Raw genomic sequence first — 19,646 nt, 5'->3', positions numbered from 1 at the left:
CAATTCATACTTTCCATTCCGGCATGAATTCCCCCTTGATGGACCGAGGCGACCTGGCGCTGGTGCTGGCCATCCGCGACCAGGGCAGCCTGGCCGGCGCCGCCGACACGCTCGATGTCGTGCCTTCCGTCATCACCAAGCGGCTTGGCGCGCTCGAGGCGCGGCTGGGCCAGCGCCTGTTCGATCGCACCACGCGGCGCCTCAGCGTCACGGCCGAGGGCGAGGCCGTCTGCCTGCATGCGAAGACGCTGCTCGAGGGCTTTGCCGCGCTCGAGAGCGAACTCGGCGAACGGCAGAACGAGTTGGCCGGCACGATCCGCCTTGCCGCCACATTCGGATTCGGGCGGCGCTGGCTCGGGCCCGCGCTGGCCACTTTCCAGACCCGCCACCCGGCACTTCAGATCGAGCTGCTGCTGACCGAGCAGCTGCCCGACCTCGGCGCCGAAGGCTACGACGGCGCCATCTGGCTCTGGGCCGTGCAGCAGCCCCGCGCGGCCGACTGGGTCACGCGGCGCATCACGCGCAACCAGCGCGTGCTGGCGGCGTCACCGGACTACCTGGCCCGCCGCGGCATGCCGGCCACGGTCGAGGCGCTGGCATCGCACGACTGCCTGGTCGCGCGTGAAAACGGCGAGGTCAACCAGCGCCAGTTCACGCTGTGGAGCCTGCGCCATGCGCGCGACGGCAGCACGGCGCGGGTGCGCGTGCAGGGCCGCCTTGCCAGCAACTCGGGCGAGATGGTGCGCGACTGGTGCCTGGCCGGGCATGGCGTGATGCTGCGCAGCCTGTGGGACATCGCGCCGCAGCTCGCCAGCGGCGAACTGGTACGCGTGCTGCCGCACTACGCGATGGCGGACGCCGACATCCACTGGGTCGCCCCATGGCGGCCGAAGACGCCGCGCCGCGTGCGGCTGCTGGTCGATCACCTCGCGGAACAGTTTCGAGCGGAACCGTGGAAGCCGGGCAAGGCCGGCGCACGCTGAATAGACCGGGGCCGGCCGGCTCAGCGCTCGCTGCGCACCACCAGGCTCACGCCGACAGCGGTGAGCGCAATGCCGAGCACGGTCACCAGCGTGATCGGCTCGCTGAACAGCAGCCACGCCATCACCGCCGTGCAGGGCGGCACCAGGTACAGGAGGCTGGTGACGGCGGTGGCGGTGCCGCGCTGTATCAACATATATAGAAGAGAACTCCCGCCGAGCGACAGCGCCAGCACCGACCAGGCCATCGCGCCGCCCGACTGCAGGTTCCACTCGATATGCTGCGGCTCCAGCGCCGCGAACGGCAGCGTGACGAGCAGCGCCGCCGCCATCTGCACCGCGCTTGCGCTGCGCACATCGCAGGGCGCGACGAAGCGCTTCTGGTACAGCGTGCCCGCGGTGATCGAGACCAGCGCCATCAGCGCCAGGCCCATCGTCAGGGCGCTCACCTCGCCGCCCTGCCCGAGCTTGCGCGACACCACCAGGACCAGCCCCGCGAAACCCAGCGCAAGCCCGCCCCACTGCCGCTTGGAAATGCGCCCGCCGTTGAGCGACATCCAGACCGCCGTCAGCACCGGCTGGATTCCGACCAGCAGCGCCACCAGCCCGGCACCCATGCCCTCATGCACCGCGGCCCATACGCCGCCGAGGTAGCCCGCCTGCATCAGGATGCCGGTGACCGCCAGGTGCCCCCACTGGGCGCGCTGCTTCGGCCACGCGACCCGCGCCAGCGCTACCCAAAAGCCGAAGCACGCCAGGGACAGCGCATAGCGCACGGCCAGGAACTTGAGGGGTGGCGCATACGGCATGCCGTAGCGCGCGACGATGAAGCCGGTGCTCCAGATCAGCACGAAGACCCCGGGCATCGCCCGCAGCCAGCCCGCATTGCGGGCCGGGACCGCCGAGGTCATTTGGTGCGCGCCCGGATTTCGGGAATGGCCTTCTGCAGGTAGTACACCATCGACCAGATGGTGAGCACGGCCGAGATCCAGATCAGCCACTGGCCCCAGAGACCGGTGTCGATCACCTTGAAGAGCCGCCCGTCATAAAGAAGGAACGGGATGGCGATCATCTGCACGGTCGTCTTGACCTTGCCGATCATGTGGACCGCCACGCTCTTGCTGGCGCCGATCTGCGCCATCCACTCGCGCAGCGCCGAGATCGCGATCTCGCGGCCGATGATGATGAGCGCCACGAACACGTCGGCGCGCTGCAGGTGAACCAGCACCAGAAGAGACGCACAGACCAGGAACTTGTCGGCCACCGGGTCGAGAAAGGCGCCGAAGGCCGAAGTCTGGTTGAGCTTGCGGGCCAGGAAGCCGTCGAGCCAGTCGGTGGCCGCGAAGACGATGAACATGACCGTGGCGATCAGGTTGCGCATCGGCTCGGCCATCGGCAGGTAGAACACGCCGACGATCAAAGGGATCGCGACGATGCGCGTCCAGGTCATGATGGTCGGTAAGGTCCAGAACATCGCTTGATTGTGTCATGGCGGCGTTACCCCTCGACCGGCGACCGGTTGAGGGCAATCGACTCAGTGCAGCGCCTTGTAGATCTCTTCCGCCAGGTCGGAGGCGATGCCCTCGACCGAGGCGATGTCTTCCACGCTCGCCGCGGCCACGCCGCGGATGCCGCCGAAGCGTTGCAGCAGCCGCGCCCGGCGCTTCGGCCCGATGCCCGGAATGTCTTCGAGCTGGCTGCCGCCCACCCGCACCTTGGCGCGCTTGGCCCGCATGCCGGTGATGGCGAAGCGGTGCGCCTCGTCGCGGATCTGTGCCACCAGCATCAGCGCGGCCGAGTCCTTGCCCAGGTAGACCTTCTCGCGGCCGTCGGCGAACACCAGTTCCTCGAGCCCGACCTTGCGGCCCTCGCCCTTCTCGACGCCGACGATCAGCGACAGCGGCAGGCCCAGTTCGCCGAACACCTCGCGCGCCATCGACACCTGGCCCTTGCCGCCGTCGACCAGCACCAGGTCGGGCATGCGCGCGGTGCGGGGCTTCGGCGGGGCTTCGGTGCCATCGCTCTCGGCGTCGCCGGGCGGCAGCGCGTCGGTCTCGGCCGCCATCGCCTCGGCCAGCTTGCCGTAGCGGCGGTGCAGCACCTGTCGCATGGCCGCGTAGTCGTCGCCGGGCGTGATGCCCTCGATGTTGTAGCGGCGGTACTCCTTGTTCTGCATGGCGTGGTGCTCGAACACCACGCAGGAGGCCTGCGTGGCCTCCCCGGCCGTGTGCGAGATGTCGAAGCACTCGACGCGGAAGTTGTCGAGGTCGTCCGAAGCCAGCTCGAGCGCGTCGGCCAGCGCGCGGGTGCGCGCCTGTTGCGAGCCCTCTTCGGCCAGCAGCCGGGCCAGTTGCAGGCCGGCATTGGTCTCGGCCATCTCGAGCCAGTGGCGGCGCTGCTCGCGCGGCTGGAACACGGCCGTCACGCGGGAGCCGGACTGCTGCGAGATCGCCTCGATCAGCTCGCGGCTCACCTGCTGGCTCAGCACCAGCGTGGCCGGCACCGGCACGTCGATGTAGTGCTGGGCGATGAACGCCTCGAGCACCTGCACCTCGATCGGGTCGGCCGCCACGGGAGCTGCATCGTCGCCCTCGTCGCCGTCCAGCTCGCCGTGATGGATCTGCGCCGCGTCTTCCACGTGCACGGGAAAGTACGGCCGGTCGCCCAGGTGGCGGCCGCCGCGCACCATGGCCAGGTTCACGCAGGCCTTGCCGCCCTGCACCTTCACGGCCAGGATGTCCACGTCCTTGTCGGAGGCGATCTCGATCGACTGCTGGTGCAGCACGCGCGAGATGGCCGACATCTGGTTGCGCAGTTCGGCCGCCTGCTCGAACTCGAGCTTCTCGGCGTGCGTCATCATGCGTTGCTCCAGCTTCGAGAGCACGAGTTGCGTGTCGCCCATCAGGAAGGCCTCGGCGCTCGCGACGTCCTGCGCATAGGCTTCCGGCGCGATGTGGCCGACGCAGGGCCCGCTGCAGCGCTTGATCTGGTACAGCAGGCAGGGCCGCGTACGGTTGGCGTACACCGTGTCCTCGCAGGTGCGCAGGCGAAACACCTTCTGCAGCAGCTGGATCGACTCCTTCACCGCCCAGGCGCTGGGGTACGGCCCGAAATAGCGGTGCTTCTTGTCGACCGCGCCGCGGTAGTAGGCCAGCCGCGGAAACTGGTGCGACGCGATCTTGAGATAGGGGTAGCTCTTGTCGTCGCGAAACAGGATGTTGTAGCGCGGCTTGAGCGTCTTGATCAGGTTGTTCTCGAGCAGCAGCGCCTCGGCCTCGGAGCGCACCACCGTGGTCTCCATGCGCGCGATCTTCGAGATCATGTGCCCGATGCGGGTGCCGCCGTGGCTCTTCTGGAAGTAGTTGGCGACCCGCTTCCTGAGGTTGCGCGCCTTGCCCACATACAGCACCGCGCCCGCGGCGTCGAAATAGCGATAGACCCCGGGCAGCTGCGGCAAGGCCGCGACTTCGCTGAGCAATTGATCGGAATGCACGTCTGACATGGCGGCTATTGTGGCGTGCGACGCACGGCCCGGCGCGCACCTATCGCAAACCCGACAGGGCTGGAACAAAACCTGCTGAAGAATGGGCACACGGGCGCGAGGAGCGCCCGTGTTTTTTAAGCATAACTACTCGGGAAACTCCATGAAGACGAAGAATCACGCGCACGCGTGGTGGGCAGTGACGCCCCTCGCACTCTCGCTGACCCTGGCGGGCTGCGGCGGCGGCAGCAACACCCAGGACAACACAGCCCTGCTCGCGGCCATTGCGGCCATGAACGCGAACAACTCCCAGCCGCCGGCTCCCGTCGCCGACAACGGCTGCCTCACGGCAGGCACGAGTTCCTCGGTCGTGGTGGGTTCCGGCGACGCTGGCGACCCCGCAGCGCCCGAACCGGCCTCGGGTTATGTGCCAGGCCACAAGCTGGTCTACGCCAAGAACTACATGGTGGTCGCCAACCATCCACTGGCCACGCGTGCCGGCTGCGACATCCTCAAGGCCGGCGGCAGCGCGGTCGATGCGGCGGTGGCGGTGCAATCAGTGCTCGGCCTGGTCGAGCCGCAGTCGAGCGGCCTGGGCGGCGGCGCCTTCATGCTCCACTACGATGCGGTCACGAAGAAGGTGCAAGCCTATGACGGCCGCGAGACTGCGCCCGCCGCGGCCACCGAGAACTACCTGCGCTACATCGACCAGACCGGCGCCGACACCACGGCGCCCAAGCCCGGTGGCGCGCGCGCCAGCGGACGCTCCATCGGCACGCCCGGAGCGGTCCGCATGCTCGACATCGCCTACCAGGACCACGGCAAGCTCCCCTGGAAAGACCTGTTCGGCTACGGCATCACGCTGGCTTCCGACGGCTTCCCTATCGGCGGGCGCATGGCTGCAGCCATCTCGTCCTCGGCCACGAACCTGAAGCGCGACGCCGAAGCCACTGCATATTTCTTCAACGCCGACGGCACGCCCAAGGCCCTGGGCACCAAGATCACGAATCCGGCCTACGCCAAGACGCTGAACACCATCGCCACGCAAGGCGCCGGCGCTTTCTACTCGGGCAGCATCGCACAGGGCATCGTCGACAAGATCGGCATCACCACCGCAGCGAACGACGGCTCGGCCATCACGCCAGGCGTGACCACGATGTCAGACCTGGCCAACTACAAGGCCAAGCGCCGCGACCCGGTGTGCGGCACCTATCGCGACTACTACGTGTGCAGCATGTCGCCGCCATCGTCAGGGGGCATAGCGGTTGTGGCGAGCCTGGGCATCCTTGAGACCTTCAACCTGGGCCTCTACAAACCGACCGCCATCGACCTTGAAGGCGGCAAGCCCACCGTGATGGGCGTCCACCTGGTGAGCGAAGCCGAGCGCCTCGCATACGCCGACCGCGACAAGTACGTGGCCGACACCGACTTCATCCCGCTGCCGAACGGCTCCGTCGACTCGCTGATCAACAAGCCGTACCTGCAAAGCCGCGCCAGCCTCATCAGCCTGACGAAGAGCATGGGCCTCGCCCAAGCCGGCAACCTCGGCTCGGTGCCGCTGGGCATCGACAAGACCGAGGAGCACGGCACCACGCACTTCACCATCGTTGACAAGCAGGGCAACGTGGTCTCGATGACCACCACGGTGGAAAGCACGCTGGGCTCGTTCCACATGACACAAGGCTTCATGCTGAACAACCAGCTCACTGACTTCTCGGCCAATCCGAACGACACGACCGACCCGAGCATCAAGGTCGCCAACCGCGTCGCGCCGGGCAAGCGGCCACGCAGCACGATGGCGCCCACGCTCGTCTTCAGGAAGAACGCCGACGGCAGCATGGGCGAGTTCGTCATGGGCACCGGCTCGCCGGGCGGCGGCACCATCATTCAGTACGTGGTGAAGACCCTCGTGGGTGCGCTCGACTGGGGACTCGATGCCCAGCAGGCCACGTCGCTGGTCGACTTCGGCGCCACCAACTCGGCGGCCACCCCCGGCGGCACCTACAGCGCCACCAACGTCGGCGGCGAGCATCCCAACGTGAACACCGCCAACAGCGGCAACAGCGACCCGCTGATCACAGGACTGCGCGACCTGGGCCATGTGGTGAATTTCGGCGCCCAGTCCAGCGGCACCAGTACCATCATCCGCACCAACGTCGGCGGCAAGCCGACGCTGACCGGCGGGGCCGATCCGCGTCGCGAAGGCATCGTGCTGGGCGATACCTTCACGCCCTGACGCCCCGGAAAGCGCCGGGTACGCCTACTTCGCGAGTTCGCTGACCAGCCGGTACAGGAACTCGCGCCCGTCGTACAGGCGCTGGATCTCTATGCGCTCGTCCAGCCCGTGGGCGCGCGCATCGGCGGGCTCCAGGAACATGCCGGTCACGCCGTACATCGGGATGCCGGCATTGCGCATGAAGCGGCTGTCGGTGGCGCCGGTGCTCATGGCCGGCACCACGGGCACGCCCGGCCACATCTGCTGGGTGAGCGACTCCACCGTCTTGACCAGGTCGCCGTTCAGCGGCGAAGCCGGGCTGCGCAGCGGCTTGCCCATGTTGCGCACCACGATCTTGTCGTTGCCGACCGCCTGGGTCAGCAGGCGCTCGACCTCGTCGGGGTCGTCGTGCGGCAGGATGCGGCAGTTGACCGTGGCCTTGGCCGACTGCGGCAGCGCGTTCTCGGCGTGGCCGGCCTGCACCATCGTCGCGACGCAGGTGGTGCGGAACTGCGCGTTGTAGGCCGGATTGGCCGACATGCGCTCGATCACCGAGGGGTCGGGGTTGCCAGCGCCCACCGCGCGCATGTCGTCGGCCAGCTGGCCGGTGGCAAACGGCGCGCTGCGCGCGAAGTAGGTCTTGGTGACATCGGCCAGCTTGACCGGGAAATTGAAATTGCCCAGCCGCTCCAGCCCCGCCGACAGCGCGTAGATCGGGTTGCTCCTGGTCGGCACCGAGCTGTGGCCGCCGACGTCTCGCACTTCCAGCATGTAGGTGGTGTACATCTTCTCGGCCACCTGCATGCGGTGCAGGTTCGGCTTGCCGCCGCGCAGTTCACCGCCGCCGCCTTCGTTGATGCCGAACTCCGCCTGCAGCAGTTCGGGCTTGTTGTTGATGAGCCAGAAGGCGCCGTTGCTCAGCGCGTCGCCGCGCTCTTCGTCGGCGGTCAGCGCGAGGATGATGTCGCGCTTCGGCTTGAAGCCTTCCTGCTTGAGCTGCCCCACCACCGACACCAGCGCCGAGGCCATGGCCTTGTCGTCGATGGAGCCGCGCGCGGTGAAGTAGCCGCCGGTTTCCTGCAGCTTGAACGGATCGGTCTTCCAGTCTTCGCGGCGGGCCTCGACCACGTCGATGTGGGCAAGCAGGAGCAGCGGCTTCTTGCTGCCGTCGCCCTTGAAGCGCAGCACCAGGTTGCCCTTCTTCGGGAACGGCTCGAAGATCTGGATGTCGCCCGGCGCGAAGCCCGCTTCGATCAGGCGCTTTTCCATGGCGCGCGCAGCCACCGTGTTGTCTCCCACCGAATGGGTGGTGTTGATTTCCACCAGCTCCTTGTAGATGTCGTGAAAGCGCTGCTGCTGCGGCGTGAGCGATGGCGGCGGCGTTGGCGTTGGCGTCTGCGCCAGCGCGGCGGTCATGCCGCACAGGGCCAGCGACGCGGCGAGCACGGTCTTCACGGCGCGGAAGGTCTGCATCCTCATGGTCTCTCTCCGGTGGTTGTTGTGCCGGCCAGCATAGCAAGCGACGCCGCGGAACACGGGCACACTCGCGACCTATGCAATCGAGGCAATGGGACATCTTCTGCCGGGTCATCGACAACCACGGCGACCTGGGCGTCTGCTGGCGGCTGGCCTGCCAACTGGCGGTACGCGGCCAACGCGTGCGGCTGTGGATCGACGACGCGGCCGCGCTGCGCTGGATGGCGCCGTCGGGACACGAAGGCGTGCGGGTGATCGACTGGCTGGACGCCGCCGCGCTGCAGGCAGCCGTGGCGCAGCCCCCGCCCGACGTGCTGGTCGAGGCCTTCGGCTGCGATCCGGCGCCGGAGCTGATCGCGCGTTTTGCAGAAACACCGGGCAAGGCCTGGATCAATCTCGAATACCTGTCGGCCGAGCCATACGTGGAACGGCTGCACGGCTTGCCCTCCCCGGTGTTCCGGGGCCCGGGCGCAGGGTTGACCAAGCGCTTCTTCTACCCTGGCTTCACGCCCGCGACCGGCGGCCTGCTCCGGGAGGCCGACCTTGCGGCGCGGCAGGCCGGCTTCGACCGCACGCGGTGGCTTTCCGGACGGCAGATTCCGTGGCAAGCCGGCGAGCGCCTGGTGTCGCTGTTCTGCTACGAGCCGCCGGCGCTGGCCGCGCTGCTGGCACAACTGGCGCACGGCCCTGAACACACGCGGCTGCTGGTGACGGCCGGGCGCGCCGCTCAGGCGGTCAGGGCACTGCTCGGCGCGGAAGAAGCGCGCGGCGCGCTATCAATTTCATACCTGCCTTATCTCACCCAGCCCGATTTCGACCACCTGCTCTGGGCCTGCGACCTGAACTTCGTGCGCGGCGAGGATTCGCTGGTGCGCGGGCTCTGGGCGGGCGCGCCGCTGGTCTGGCAGATCTACCCGCAGGATGACGACGCGCACCACGTCAAGCTCGGCGCCTGGCAGGACTGGCTGGGCGCCCCGCCTTCGCTGCGGCTTTTTCACCACGCCTGGAACGGCTTCGGCGACGGGCCGTTGCCGCCGCTGGAAATGCAGGGTCCGTGGCGCGAAACCGCCCGGAATGCCCGTGAGCGCCTGCTCGCGCAGGACGATCTCGTCACGCAACTGCAGGAAATGATCGGCCAAAAAAGCTAAAATAGCGGGCTTTGCGGATTTCGGCCCGGATTCCTTCGGTCCGTGATGCTCTCCGCTAAACCTGCCGCGGGACATGTACCGCGGGGCCAGCAACACCGGCACATACCGTCGATGGCTCCGCGCACCGAGCGGCCAACATCCAGAGACCCTGTTATGAAAATCGCTCAAGAAATCCGCGCCGGCAACGTCATCATGCACGGCAAGGACCCGATGGTCGTCCTCAAGACCGAATACAGCCGCGGCGGTCGCAACTCCGCCACCGTGCGCATGAAGATGAAGAGCCTGATCGCCAACTTCAACACCGAAGTGGTCTTCAAGGCCGACGACAAGATCGACCAGATCGTGCTGGACAAGAAGGAGTGCACCTACTCCTACTTCGCCGACCCCATGTATGTCTGCATGGACGCCGAATACAACCAGTACGAAGTCGAAGCCGAGAACATGGGCGACGCCCTGAACTACCTCGAAGACGGCATGGCCGTCGAAGTGGTGTTCTACGACGGCAAGGCCATCTCGGTCGAACTGCCGACCAGCGTCGAGCGCGAAATCACCTGGACCGAACCCGCCGTCAAGGGCGACACCTCGGGCAAGGTCATGAAGCCCGCCAAGATCGCCACCGGCTTCGACGTGCCCGTGCCGCTGTTCGTCTCGCAAGGCGACAAGATCGAAATCGACACGCGCACCGGCGAATACCGCAAGCGCGTCTGAGCCTCCCCGGCCGATCGACCACCACCCTGTAGAAAGGCTCCGCAAGGAGCCTTTTTCGTTTCCGGGCACACTGGTTGCAACGCTGCACAATCACGCAGGTCCATCTGTCCCGTTTCTTCATGAACAACACGCACGATCTTCACGACAAACGCCTGGCCGACGCCTGGGCCACGCTCCAGTCCCACGCCGACCAGGGCCTCCCGCTCGACCCCGATCCCTCGCGCATCGCCTTCGCCGACCCCGAATTCCTGCTGCGCCGCGAAACCCGCGGCATCCGCATGCAGCTCGAGCTGATGAAGCCCGACGTCGAGCAGCGCGCCCACGGCATCGAGAACACCGTGGTGGTGTTCGGCAGCGCGCGTTTCCGCAGCGAGGAAGACGCCGCCGCCATGATCGCCCAGGCCGATGCGGCCGGCGATGCGGCCGCCTCCGAGCGCTGGCGCCGTCTCGCGCGCAACTCGCACTACTACGAGAAGGCGCGCGCCTTCGGCAAGCTGGTCGCGCAGTACAGCAACGACAAGGAACCGCAGGACAAGCTGTTCGTCTGCACCGGCGGCGGTCCCGGCATCATGCAGGCGGCCAACCGCGGCGCGCATGAAGGCGGCGGCCTCTCGGTCGGCCTGGCCATCGCGCTGCCGATGGAGGAAGAAGCCAATCCGTACGTCACGCCGGCGCTGAGCTTCAAGTTCCACTACTTCGCGATCCGCAAGATGCATTTCATGATGCGTGCGAAGGCGCTGGTGGCATTCCCGGGCGGCTTCGGCACGCTCGACGAGCTGTTCGAAGTGATCACGCTGGTGCAGACCAAGAAGTCGAAGCCGGTGCCGATCGTGCTGTTCGGCTCGGACTACTGGAAGCGGCTGATCGACTTCGACTTCCTCGTCGACGAGGGCGTCATTTCGCCGGGCGACGTGAAGCTCTTCGAGTACGTCGACGCGCCCGACGACGCCTGGAATGCGATCAAGCGCTTCTACAAGCTCTGACCCGGGTCCGCCGCAGGCGGCGGCGCCATCTCAGGCCTTCAGGCCCCAGGTGGCGCGCGCACCCAGCGCCAGCACGCCGCCGACCACCCAGAACACGCCGGCAATGCCGATCAGCGCGCCGAGCGAGCCGAAGAGCATCGGCATCGCCACGCTCGACGCATTGATGGTCATCAGCCGCAGCCCCAGCGCCTCGCCGTGCCGCGTGTGCGGCGTGATCTGGTGCAGCATGCTCATCACCATCGGCTGCACTGCCCCCAGCGCAAAGCCCAGGATCACCGAGCACACGCCCATGGCCCAGGCCGCGTCGAGCAGCGGATAGACCGCGAACACCAGCGCCGTCACTACGGTGGAGCTCAGGATCACGCCGCGCTCCGAGGCGCGCGATGCGATCACCGGCAGCACCACCCGAATGACGGCCGCCGCGACCGCGAAAGCGCCGAGGATCGAGCCGATCACCGAAGCGCTGATGCCCCGGTCGTGCCCCAGCACCGGCAGCACGAAGGCGTGCACGTCCCAGCTCGACGACTGCAGCCAGTTCACGAAGAGCAGGCGCCGGAACATCGGCTCGCGCAGCAGGTCCCAGGCGCGCGTGGGCACGGCACCGGCCAGCGGCGGCGTGGGCGGCGGCTCGTGAGCGCCGCGTGCGAGCAACCAGCAGACCAGCGGCAGCGCGGCCATCACCGCGAAGCAGACGCGGAAGGCCAGCATGTCCGCCGGCGCGCGGCCTGCGTGGTCGATCAGCATGCCGGCCAGGAAAGGCCCGACGAAATTGGCTGCCGCAGGCGCAATGGCGAGCCAGCTGAACACGCGCTTGAGCTGCGTCGGGTCATGGGCGGAGCGGCCCACATGCCGCTGCAGCGCAATGACGGTCGCGCCGGTGGCGCCGCCGGTCAGCAAGGCCGACAGGCACATCACCGGGAACACGGGGAACACCACCACCAGCCCCGCGCCGACCACCGCCGCGATCACCGACAGCCACAGCGGCCGCTTGAAGCCATGCCGGTCGGCAAAGCGCCCCGCGGGCAACGCCAGGAACACCTGGGTCAGCGCGAACAGCGAGATCAGCACGCCGACCGCCGCCGCGCTGTAGCCCTGCTGCAGCGCCAGCAGCGGCGTGGCGAGGCGCATGCCGGCCATGGTGGCGTGCAGGCAGACCTGGGCGCCGATGACGCGCAGAAGCTCGGAGCCTTTCACGGGGTGTCGTCGCCCTCGCTGTCGGCGGTGGGCGGCAGCAGCGCCTGCGACTGCGCCTCGGGCAGGGCCTCGACCTTGCGCAATGCCAGGCGCATCTGCTTGGCGCGCGTGTCGGCCTTGTCGAGCGTGTCGGACGCCTTGGCCACCTGTTCCTTGATGCGCGCGACCCAGTCGCCGTAGCGCTCGAACTCGGTCTTGACCGCGCCCAGCACCTTCCAGACCTCGGAGGCCTGCTGCTCCAGCGCGAGCGTGCGAAAGCCCATGTGCAGGCTGTTGAGCATGGCGAGCAAGGTGGTCGGGCCGGCCAGCGTCACCCGGTGCTGGCGCTGGATGGCGTCCATCAGTCCGGGGCGGCGCAGCACCTCGGCGTAGAGGCTCTCGACCGGCAGGAAGAGGATGGCGAAGTCGGTGGTGTGCGGCGCGGCGAGGTAGTTGTCGGCGATCGACTTGGCCTCGGTGCGGATGCGCGCCTCCAGCGCCTTGGCGGCCAGCTCCGCGCCGGGCGCATCGGCGCGCTCGTGCGCGTCGATCAGGCGCTCGTAGTCGTCGCGCGGGAACTTGGCGTCGATCGGCAGCCACACGGGCGCGCCCTCCTCGCCTCGCCCCGGAAAGCGGATCGCGAAGTCGACGCGCTGCCCGCTGCGCGGCTTGGTCTCGATCTGCTTGGCGAACTGGTCGGGCGTGAGCACCTGCTCGAGCAAGGCCTCGAGCTGCACCTCGCCGAACACGCCGCGCGTCTTCACGTTGGTCAGCACCCGCTGCAGGCTGCCGACGCCGACGGCCAGCGTCTGCATTTCGCCGAGCCCCTTGTGCACCTGCTCGAGCCGGTCGGCCACCTGCTTGAAGCTTTCGCCCAGCCGGGTTTCGAGCGTGCTCTGCAGCTTCTCGTCGACGGTCTTGCGCATCTCGTCGAGCTTGGCGGCATTGGTCTGCTGCAATTGCGCGAGCTGGGACTCCATGGTCGCGCGTACCTCCGAAAGGCGGCGGGCGTTCGATTCGCTCAGGCCCTGCAATTGCGTATTGAGCGTGTCGGCCAGCGTCTTCTGCAGCGAGGCGAGCTGCAGCGAAAAAGCATCGAGCTGCGCGTTCTGCGTGCGCGTGGCCTCGGCGCCCTGCTGCACCAGCGCGCGCTGGAAGGTGGCAAAGGCCTGCGTGGTTTCCTGGCGGGCACCGCGCGAGCTGTCGGCGATTTCCCGGCGCAGTTCGCGCTCGGTGCGCTCGTTGGCCGAGCCGATGTTGGCAAGCACGCGCAGCAGGTCGCTGTGGTCGGCCGGGGGCTGCCGGCGGGCCAGCAGCCAGATCAGCAGCACGAGCTGGACGGCCGCGAGTACGGCCAGTCCGATCAGGATAAGGGCAGTGTCCAAGGTCTGGTTGTCGCCTCTTGCTTCTTACTTGCCGGCGGCGGGCACGGGCGTGACCGGCGTCAGCGGTCCCTTGCCGCCGAAGTAGGCGATGAGGTTGTCGGCTGCCAGGTCGGCCATCGCGCGGCGCGTGGGCACGGTGGCGCTGGCGATGTGCGGCGTGAGCACCACGTTGGGCACGGTCAGCAGGTCGGGATGGACCTTGGGCTCGCCCTCGAACACGTCGAGGCCGGCGGCGGCGATGCGCTTTTCGCGCAATGCAACAGCCAGTGCCGCGTCGTCGACGATGCCGCCGCGCGCGATGTTGACGAGCGTGGCCGTCGGCTTCATCAGCGCGATTTCCGCCGCGCCGATGGTGTGGTGCGAAGCCGCCGAGTACGGCACCACCAGCACCACGTGGTCGGCGGTCTTGAGCAGCTCTTCCTTGCTCACGTAGCTGGCCTTGCATTCGGCCTCGAGCGAGGCGTCGAGCTTAGAGCGGTTGTGATAGACCACCTTCATGCCGAAGCCGTGCGCGCCGCGCTTCGCAATGCCCTGCCCGATGCGGCCCATGCCGATGATGCCCAGCGTGGAGCCGTGGATGTCGGAGCCCGCGAACATGTCGAAGCTCCATTTCTGCCACTTGCCCGCGCGCAGGAAGTGTTCGCTCTCGGTGATGCGGCGTGCCGTGGCCATGAGCAGCGCGAAGCCGAAGTCGGCCGTGGTCTCGGTCAGCACGTCGGGCGCGTTGGTGCCGAGCACGCCGCGCGCGGCCATCGCGTCGACGTCGAAGTTGTTGTAGCCCACCGCCATGTTGGCGCAGATCTTCAGGTCGGGGCAGGCGTCGAGCACGGCGGCGTCGATGCGCTCGCTGCCGGTGGTGAAGGCGCCCGCCATGCCCTGCAGCCTGGCGATGAGCTGATCCTTGCTCCAGCTTTCGTCGGACTGGTTCGACTCGACCTCGAAATGCTGCGACAGGCGCTCGATGGTCTCGGGAAAGATCGCGCGCGCGACCAGGATCTTGGGCTTGCTCATGATGTTGTCTCTTGTCGAAGGAAGAAGATCAGCGGAAGAAGATGAAGGTGCAGATGACGAAAAGCGGAACCAGGATCGCCATCGACCATGCCATGTACCCGAAGAAGCTCGGCATGCGCACGCCGCGGCTCTCGGCGATGGCCTTGACCATGAGGTTCGGCGCGTTGCCGATGTAGGTGTTGGCGCCCATGAACACCGCCCCGGCCGAAATGGCGGCCAGCGTGGAGGCATAGGTGGTCATCAGCGTGGCCGGATCGCCGCCCGCGGTGTTGAAGAACACGAGGTAGGTCGGCGCGTTGTCGAGGAAGGAACTCAGCAAGCCGGTGGCCCAGAAGTACATCGCCGGATCGGGCTGGCCGTCGGCGCGCGTCACGGCCGAGACGATGGCGCCGAACGGGCCTTGCGTGCCGGCCTTGAGCATCGCGATCACCGGGATGATGGTCAGGAAGATGCCCGCGAACAGCTTGGCCACCTCGGCCATCGGCCCCCATTCGAACTGGTTGTCCGCGTGCACCTTGGGCGCGGTGAGCTTGTACGAGACCACCGCGATCAGCGCCAGCCCCACGTCGCGCAGCAGGCCCGGCAGGCCGACTTCGGTGCCGAACACGTCGAACACCACGGGCGACTTCCAGAAGCCGCTCATCAGCACCAGCGCGACGATGCCGCCCAGCAGCCAGAAGTTGGCGGCGCCGTCGAAGCGGATGCCCGTCGTGTCCGGCGTCGGGTCGACCGGCAGCACGCCTTCCTTGCGGTAGTAGTGGCGGTCGATGAAATAGAACAACGCCAGCAGCACGGCCAGGATGAAGAGCGTCTCGGGCAGGATGTTCTGCACGGTCCAGAAAAAGCTGACGCCCTTCAGGAAGCCGAGGAACAGCGGCGGATCGCCCAGCGGCGTGAGCGAGCCGCCCGCGTTCGACACGATGAAGATGAAGAACACGATCACATGCACCCTGTGCACGCGGTTGTCGTTGGCGCGGATCAGCGGCCGTATCAGCAGCATCGAGGCCCCCGTGGTGCCCATGAAGCTTGCGAGCACCGCGCCGATGGCAAGGATGGCCGTGTTGAGCCCCGGCGCGCCGCGCAGGTTGCCCCGGATATGGATGCCGCCCGCCACGGTGAACAGCGCCGTCAGCAGGATGATGAACGGGATGTACTCGGCCACCAGCGCATGCACCAGCTGCACGCCGGCCAGCGTCGCGCCGTAGGTGGCGGCAAAGGGCAGCAGGAAGGCCAGTGCCCAGGCCGCGGATATCTTTCCGTAGTGGTGATGCCAGAACGACGGCGCAAGCAGCGGCATCAGCGCGATCGACAGCAGGATGCCCGCGAAGGGCACGCCCCACAGCGGCGACAGCTTGCCGCCGTCGAAGTCGGCGGCCGTGGCCAGGGCGGGAAGAAGGAGCAGCGGCACCGCGGCCGCGGTCAGTCGGATCGTTTTTTTCATCGGGGCTGTACCGTACCAGACCGTGCGGGGCGGGGCGCGGGTACAGCCGTCAGGCGGGGGGTTGTTCGATCTCGAAGACCTGCCGCAGGTAGGCCAGGTATTTCTCGTCCTCGCACATGTTCTTGGACGGCGTGTCCGACAGCTTGGCCACCGGCTGGTCGTTGCAGTGGATCATCTTGATGACGATCTGCAGCGGCTCGTAGCCCAGGTCGTTGGTGAGGTTGGTGCCGATGCCGAAGGCCAGCTGGCAGCGGCCGCGGAACTGCTGGTAGAGCTCGATGGTGCGCGGCACCGTCAGGCCGTCGCTGAAGATCAGCGTCTTGGTGCGCGGGTCGACCCGGTTGGCGACGTAATGCGCCAGCATGCGCTCGCCCCACTGGAACGGGTCGCCGCTGTCGTGGCGGGCGCCGTCGAAGAGCTTGCAGAAATACAGGTCGAAGTCGCGCAGGAAGGCGCTCATGCCATACACGTCGGACAGCGCGATGCCGAGGTCGCCGCGGTACTCGCGCGCCCAGCTCTCGAAGCCGAAGATCTGGCTGTCGCGCAGCCGCGGGCCGAGCGCCTGGCAGGCCTGCAGGTATTCGTGCGCCATGGTGCCCAGCGGAATCAGGCCGAGCTTCATGGCGTACAGCACGTTGCTGGTGCCCGCGAGCTGCGGCAGCCGCGCGCCCGTGGGCTGCTGCACCGCCGGCGGCGTGACTGCGCCCAGCCGAGCGGTGAGCGTGCGCAGGACCTCTTCATGCCAGTCCTTGGAGAAGCGGCGGCGCGTGCCGTAGTCGGCGATCTTGAGGTCGGCCAGGCCCTCGTCCTGCAGTTGCGCGATCTTGGTCTCGAGCCGGCGGCGGCCCTCTTCGAAATCGGGCTTCTTGCGGGTGTTGCGGAAATAGACCTCGTTGACGATGGCCAGCACCGGGATCTCGAACAGGATGGTGTGCAGCCACGGCCCCTTGATGCGGATCTCGAGCTCGCCCGAGGGCTGGGGAATGATGTTGATGTACTTCTCGTTGAGCCTGAAGAGGCCGAGGAAGTCGACGAAGTCGCTCTTGATGAAGCGCATGGAGCGCAGGTAGGCGAGCTCGGCGTCGCGGAACTGCAGCGAGCACAGGCTGCGCACCTCGTCGCGGATCTGGCCCGCGAACTGGGCCAGGTCGACACCGGGGTTGCGGCACTTGAAGCGGTACTCGACCCGGGCCCCGGGAAAGTGGTGCAGCACGACCTGCATCATCGTGAATTTGTAGAGGTCGGTGTCGAGCAGGCTGTGAATGATCATGGTGCTGTACGCGATGCGGTGTCTCAAACTTTCGGCGTCCGCTCGATTATCACGGGAGGCGTCGGCCTCTGCCTACGAGGCCCGGACAGCACGTCCTACCACGGGGGTGAATCGACCCGGCGACATTGACTTCACGGCGGCGCAACAGTCTGCCGGATCAACATCTCAAAGGAGAGTCGCATGAACAAGGACACCATCGAAGGCAACTGGAAACAGCTCAAGGGCAAGGTCAAGGAGCAATGGGGAAAGCTGACCGACGACGACTTCGATGTCATTGCCGGCAAGCGCGACCAACTGCTGGGCCGCATCCAGGAGCGCCACGGCATCAGCCGCGATGAGGCGGAGAAGCAGGTCAAGGAGTGGGAATCCCGCGACGGCCGCACGCCCGATGCACTCTGGTTCGAGCGCTACTGAGCCGTTCGCTGAACCGAACCCTGTTTCAACATCTCCCTGAAGGAAAACTCAAATGAAAAAACACCTGCTGATGCTCGCCTTGGCATCCACCTGCTTCGTCGCCACGCAAGCCAGCGCGATGACCAAGGACGAATACAAGGTCGCCAAGGAAAAGATCGAGGCCGACTACAAGGTCGCCAAGACCCAGTGCGACACGATGAAGGACAACGCCAAGGACGTCTGCCAGAAGGAAGCCAAGGGCAAGGAAGACGTGGCCAAGGCCGAGCTGGAACAGCAATACCAGCCGAGCGACAGCCATGCCCGCAAGGTCGCCGAGGAAAAGGTGAAGGCCACCTACGAGGTCGCCAAGGAAAAGTGCGATGACCAGAAGGGTGACGCCAAGAGCGCCTGCGTGAACCAGGCCAAGGCTGACGAAGACAAGGGCAAGGCCGACATCAAGGCCATGAAGAAGACGATGTAAGGCCTGAGCGCCTTCAATAGACGGAACGGCGCCCTCGGGCGCCGTTTCTCGTTGAAGAGCTGGTTGTCCGCTCAGGCCTTGAGCGAGTCCACCACCTGCTGCAAGGCCTCTGGCAGTGGCACCGGGCGCTGGGTGGCGCGGTCGACGTAGACGTGGATGAAGTGGCCCTGCGCCGCCGCGCTGTCAGAGCCCTCGGCGAAGAGCGCGATCTCGTAGCGCACGCTGGAGCGGCCGGCCTGCGCGACGCGGATGCCCGCCTCCACCGTCTGGGGAAACGCGATGGGAGCGAAGTAGTTGCATTGGGTCTCGACCACGAAGCCGATGGTCTGGCCCTGGTGGATGTCGAGCGCGCCGCGCTCGATCAGCAGCGCGTTGACCGCAGTGTCGAACCAGCTGTAGTAGACGACGTTGTTGACGTGGCCGTACATGTCGTTGTCGGCCCAGCGCGTCGGGATGCTGCGAAAGGCGCGATAGCCGTCGCGTGTGTGCGGGGTGGGTTTGGTGGTGGCGCTCATCGCGCGGCATTTTGCCAGCGGCGCCAGTATTCCAGCGCCACCCTGAAGGTGCCGACCTGCACCTGCACCGTCTCCGCGATGTCGCTGGCATAGCCGCCGGCCATGGCAAACGCCATCGGCAGGCGGCGCTGCCAGGCCCAGTCGAACACGCGCCGGTCGCGCGCCTCCAGCCCGTCGAAGCTGAGCTTGAGGCGGCCCAGGCGGTCGCGCTCGAAGGGATCTGCGCCGGCGAGATAGATCACGAGGCCGGGGGCGAAGCGCCGGTCGAGCTCGTCAAGGGCGTGCTCCAGCGCTGCAAGGTACTCGGCGTCGCCGCAGCCGTCGGGCAATTCGACATCGAGGTCGCTCGTCTCCTTGCGGAAGGGAAAGTTCTTCTGGCCGTGCAGCGACAGCGTGAACACGCTCGGGTCGCCCTGGAAGATGCTCGCGGTGCCGTTGCCCTGGTGCACGTCGAGATCGATCACCGCCACCCGGAGCAACTGCCCGGCGCGGGCGTGCTCCGCCTGCATGAGCCGGGCAGCCACGGCGGCGTCGTTGAAGACGCAGAAGCCGCTGCCTTTGTCGGCGTAGGCGTGATGCGTGCCGCCGGCCATGTTGGCCGACACGCCCTCCGAGAAGGCCGCGCGGCAGGCCGCGACGGTGGCGCCGGCGGAACGGCGCGAGCGCTCGACCATCGCCTCGCTCCAGGGAAAGCCGATCTCTCGCATCGCCTGCGGGCTGACGCTGCCCTCGCTGACGGCGGAGATCCATTCGGCCGTGTGGGCGAGCGCCAGTTCTTCGTCGCCGGCGCGCGGGGCCACGTCCATCACCACGGCCGGAAGCTGCTCCAGCAGGCGGTCGCGCAGCATGGCGTAGCGGGACATGGGAAAGCGATGGCCCTCGGGCAGGGGCAGGACGAACTGGCCGGAATAGAAAGCGCGCATGGCTGCATTCTGGAGCGGCAGGCCGAATTTAGAAGACGGGTTCTAAATTGCTGCAGAGCAGCA

The 19,646-nt window shown here is 67.2% G+C and carries 18 protein-coding genes; 7 read left to right on the top strand and 11 right to left on the bottom strand.

Annotation, left to right across the window (positions count from 1 at the left end; all coding sequences use genetic code 11):
* The first annotated feature begins 23 nt into the window (after nt 1-23).
* Complete coding sequence (locus tag QRN67_RS27835) at nt 24-983, top strand: LysR substrate-binding domain-containing protein (protein WP_285414486.1); 960 nt, start codon at nt 24-26, stop codon at nt 981-983.
* 20 nt (nt 984-1,003) lie between these two features.
* Here the strand turns inward: QRN67_RS27835 and QRN67_RS27830 are convergent, their stop codons facing one another.
* Genes QRN67_RS27830 through uvrC form a run of 3 tightly spaced genes read right to left on the bottom strand, consistent with a single transcriptional unit; the run spans nt 1,004 to nt 4,482 of the window.
* Nucleotides 1,004-1,891 carry a DMT family transporter gene (locus tag QRN67_RS27830; protein ID WP_285414485.1) on the bottom strand — a complete coding sequence of 296 codons (888 nt, stop codon included), beginning with the start codon at nt 1,889-1,891 and terminating at the stop codon, nt 1,004-1,006.
* Nucleotides 1,888-2,454: a CDP-diacylglycerol--glycerol-3-phosphate 3-phosphatidyltransferase gene (gene pgsA / locus QRN67_RS27825; RefSeq protein WP_081268659.1), complete on the bottom strand. Its 567-nt coding sequence runs from the start codon at nt 2,452-2,454 to the stop codon at nt 1,888-1,890. The genes QRN67_RS27830 and pgsA overlap by 4 nt, the downstream gene beginning before the upstream one ends.
* Nucleotides 2,455-2,514: 60 nt before the next feature.
* Nucleotides 2,515-4,482, bottom strand: coding sequence for an excinuclease ABC subunit UvrC (gene uvrC, locus QRN67_RS27820; RefSeq protein WP_285414484.1), 1,968 nt, complete (start codon nt 4,480-4,482; stop codon nt 2,515-2,517).
* 142 nt (nt 4,483-4,624) lie between these two features.
* On the opposite strand from uvrC, the gene ggt reads away from it, so the two are divergent.
* Complete coding sequence (gene ggt / locus QRN67_RS27815) at nt 4,625-6,697, top strand: gamma-glutamyltransferase (RefSeq protein ID WP_285414483.1); 2,073 nt, start codon at nt 4,625-4,627, stop codon at nt 6,695-6,697.
* A 24-nt stretch (nt 6,698-6,721) separates the two neighbouring features.
* Here ggt and QRN67_RS27810 read toward each other — a convergent pair whose 3' ends face one another.
* A complete protein-coding gene (locus tag QRN67_RS27810; RefSeq protein ID WP_285414482.1) occupies nt 6,722-8,155 on the bottom strand; it encodes a M20/M25/M40 family metallo-hydrolase in 1,434 nt (477 codons plus the stop codon).
* A 74-nt stretch (nt 8,156-8,229) separates the two neighbouring features.
* Here QRN67_RS27810 and earP point away from each other — a divergent pair, with 74 nt between their 5' ends.
* The 3 genes from earP (at nt 8,230) to QRN67_RS27795 (ending at nt 10,991) form a co-directional block, all read left to right on the top strand.
* On the top strand, nt 8,230-9,300 hold the full coding sequence (gene earP, locus QRN67_RS27805) for an elongation factor P maturation arginine rhamnosyltransferase EarP (protein ID WP_285414481.1): 1,071 nt from the start codon (nt 8,230-8,232) through the stop codon (nt 9,298-9,300).
* A gap of 153 nt (nt 9,301-9,453) precedes the next feature.
* Nucleotides 9,454-10,008, top strand: coding sequence for an elongation factor P (gene efp / locus QRN67_RS27800; protein WP_285414480.1), 555 nt, complete (start codon nt 9,454-9,456; stop codon nt 10,006-10,008).
* Between the two features lie 119 nt (nt 10,009-10,127).
* Entirely contained in the window at nt 10,128-10,991 is an 864-nt protein-coding gene (locus QRN67_RS27795) for an LOG family protein (protein ID WP_081268653.1), read from the top strand.
* Nucleotides 10,992-11,021: 30 nt separating this feature from the next.
* Here the strand turns inward: QRN67_RS27795 and QRN67_RS27790 are convergent, their stop codons facing one another.
* From QRN67_RS27790 to pncB, 5 genes are read right to left on the bottom strand one after another with little or no spacing between them, the layout of a single operon-like run.
* Nucleotides 11,022-12,185 (bottom strand): MFS transporter, encoded by a 1,164-nt coding sequence (locus tag QRN67_RS27790; protein WP_081268652.1) that lies wholly within the window; start codon nt 12,183-12,185, stop codon nt 11,022-11,024.
* Nucleotides 12,182-13,549, bottom strand: a complete 1,368-nt coding sequence (locus QRN67_RS27785) for a DNA recombination protein RmuC (protein ID WP_285414478.1) — start codon at nt 13,547-13,549, stop codon at nt 12,182-12,184. Before QRN67_RS27785 ends, QRN67_RS27790 begins: the two co-directional genes overlap by 4 nt.
* A gap of 24 nt (nt 13,550-13,573) precedes the next feature.
* Complete coding sequence (locus QRN67_RS27780) at nt 13,574-14,560, bottom strand: 2-hydroxyacid dehydrogenase (RefSeq protein ID WP_285414477.1); 987 nt, start codon at nt 14,558-14,560, stop codon at nt 13,574-13,576.
* Nucleotides 14,561-14,588: 28 nt separating this feature from the next.
* Nucleotides 14,589-16,001, bottom strand: coding sequence for a sodium:proton antiporter (locus QRN67_RS27775; protein ID WP_106933857.1), 1,413 nt, complete (start codon nt 15,999-16,001; stop codon nt 14,589-14,591).
* A 49-nt stretch (nt 16,002-16,050) separates the two neighbouring features.
* On the bottom strand, nt 16,051-17,271 hold the full coding sequence (pncB, locus tag QRN67_RS27770; RefSeq protein WP_081268648.1) for a nicotinate phosphoribosyltransferase: 1,221 nt from the start codon (nt 17,269-17,271) through the stop codon (nt 16,051-16,053).
* Between the two features lie 180 nt (nt 17,272-17,451).
* On the opposite strand from pncB, the gene QRN67_RS27765 reads away from it, so the two are divergent.
* Together QRN67_RS27765 and QRN67_RS27760 are read left to right on the top strand one after the other, a co-directional pair.
* On the top strand, nt 17,452-17,685 hold the full coding sequence (locus tag QRN67_RS27765) for a CsbD family protein (RefSeq protein ID WP_081268647.1): 234 nt from the start codon (nt 17,452-17,454) through the stop codon (nt 17,683-17,685).
* 52 nt (nt 17,686-17,737) lie between these two features.
* Nucleotides 17,738-18,145 carry a hypothetical protein gene (locus tag QRN67_RS27760; RefSeq protein WP_081268646.1) on the top strand — a complete coding sequence of 136 codons (408 nt, stop codon included), beginning with the start codon at nt 17,738-17,740 and terminating at the stop codon, nt 18,143-18,145.
* Nucleotides 18,146-18,216: 71 nt separating this feature from the next.
* Here QRN67_RS27760 and QRN67_RS27755 read toward each other — a convergent pair whose 3' ends face one another.
* Both QRN67_RS27755 and QRN67_RS27750 read right to left on the bottom strand, forming a co-directional pair.
* Nucleotides 18,217-18,660 (bottom strand): acyl-CoA thioesterase, encoded by a 444-nt coding sequence (locus QRN67_RS27755; RefSeq protein WP_081268645.1) that lies wholly within the window; start codon nt 18,658-18,660, stop codon nt 18,217-18,219.
* The gene (locus QRN67_RS27750; RefSeq protein ID WP_285414475.1) at nt 18,657-19,583 is read right to left on the bottom strand and encodes a histone deacetylase family protein; all 927 of its coding nucleotides are present in this window, start codon (nt 19,581-19,583) and stop codon (nt 18,657-18,659) included. The genes QRN67_RS27755 and QRN67_RS27750 overlap by 4 nt, the downstream gene beginning before the upstream one ends.
* Nucleotides 19,584-19,646: the final 63 nt, after the last annotated feature.

Origin of the sequence: Variovorax sp. efr-133-TYG-130, from assembly GCF_030208835.1 — a bacterium.
Taxonomy (GTDB): domain Bacteria; phylum Pseudomonadota; class Gammaproteobacteria; order Burkholderiales; family Burkholderiaceae_C; genus Variovorax.
This window is presented reverse-complemented; position numbering and strand designations above follow the sequence as displayed.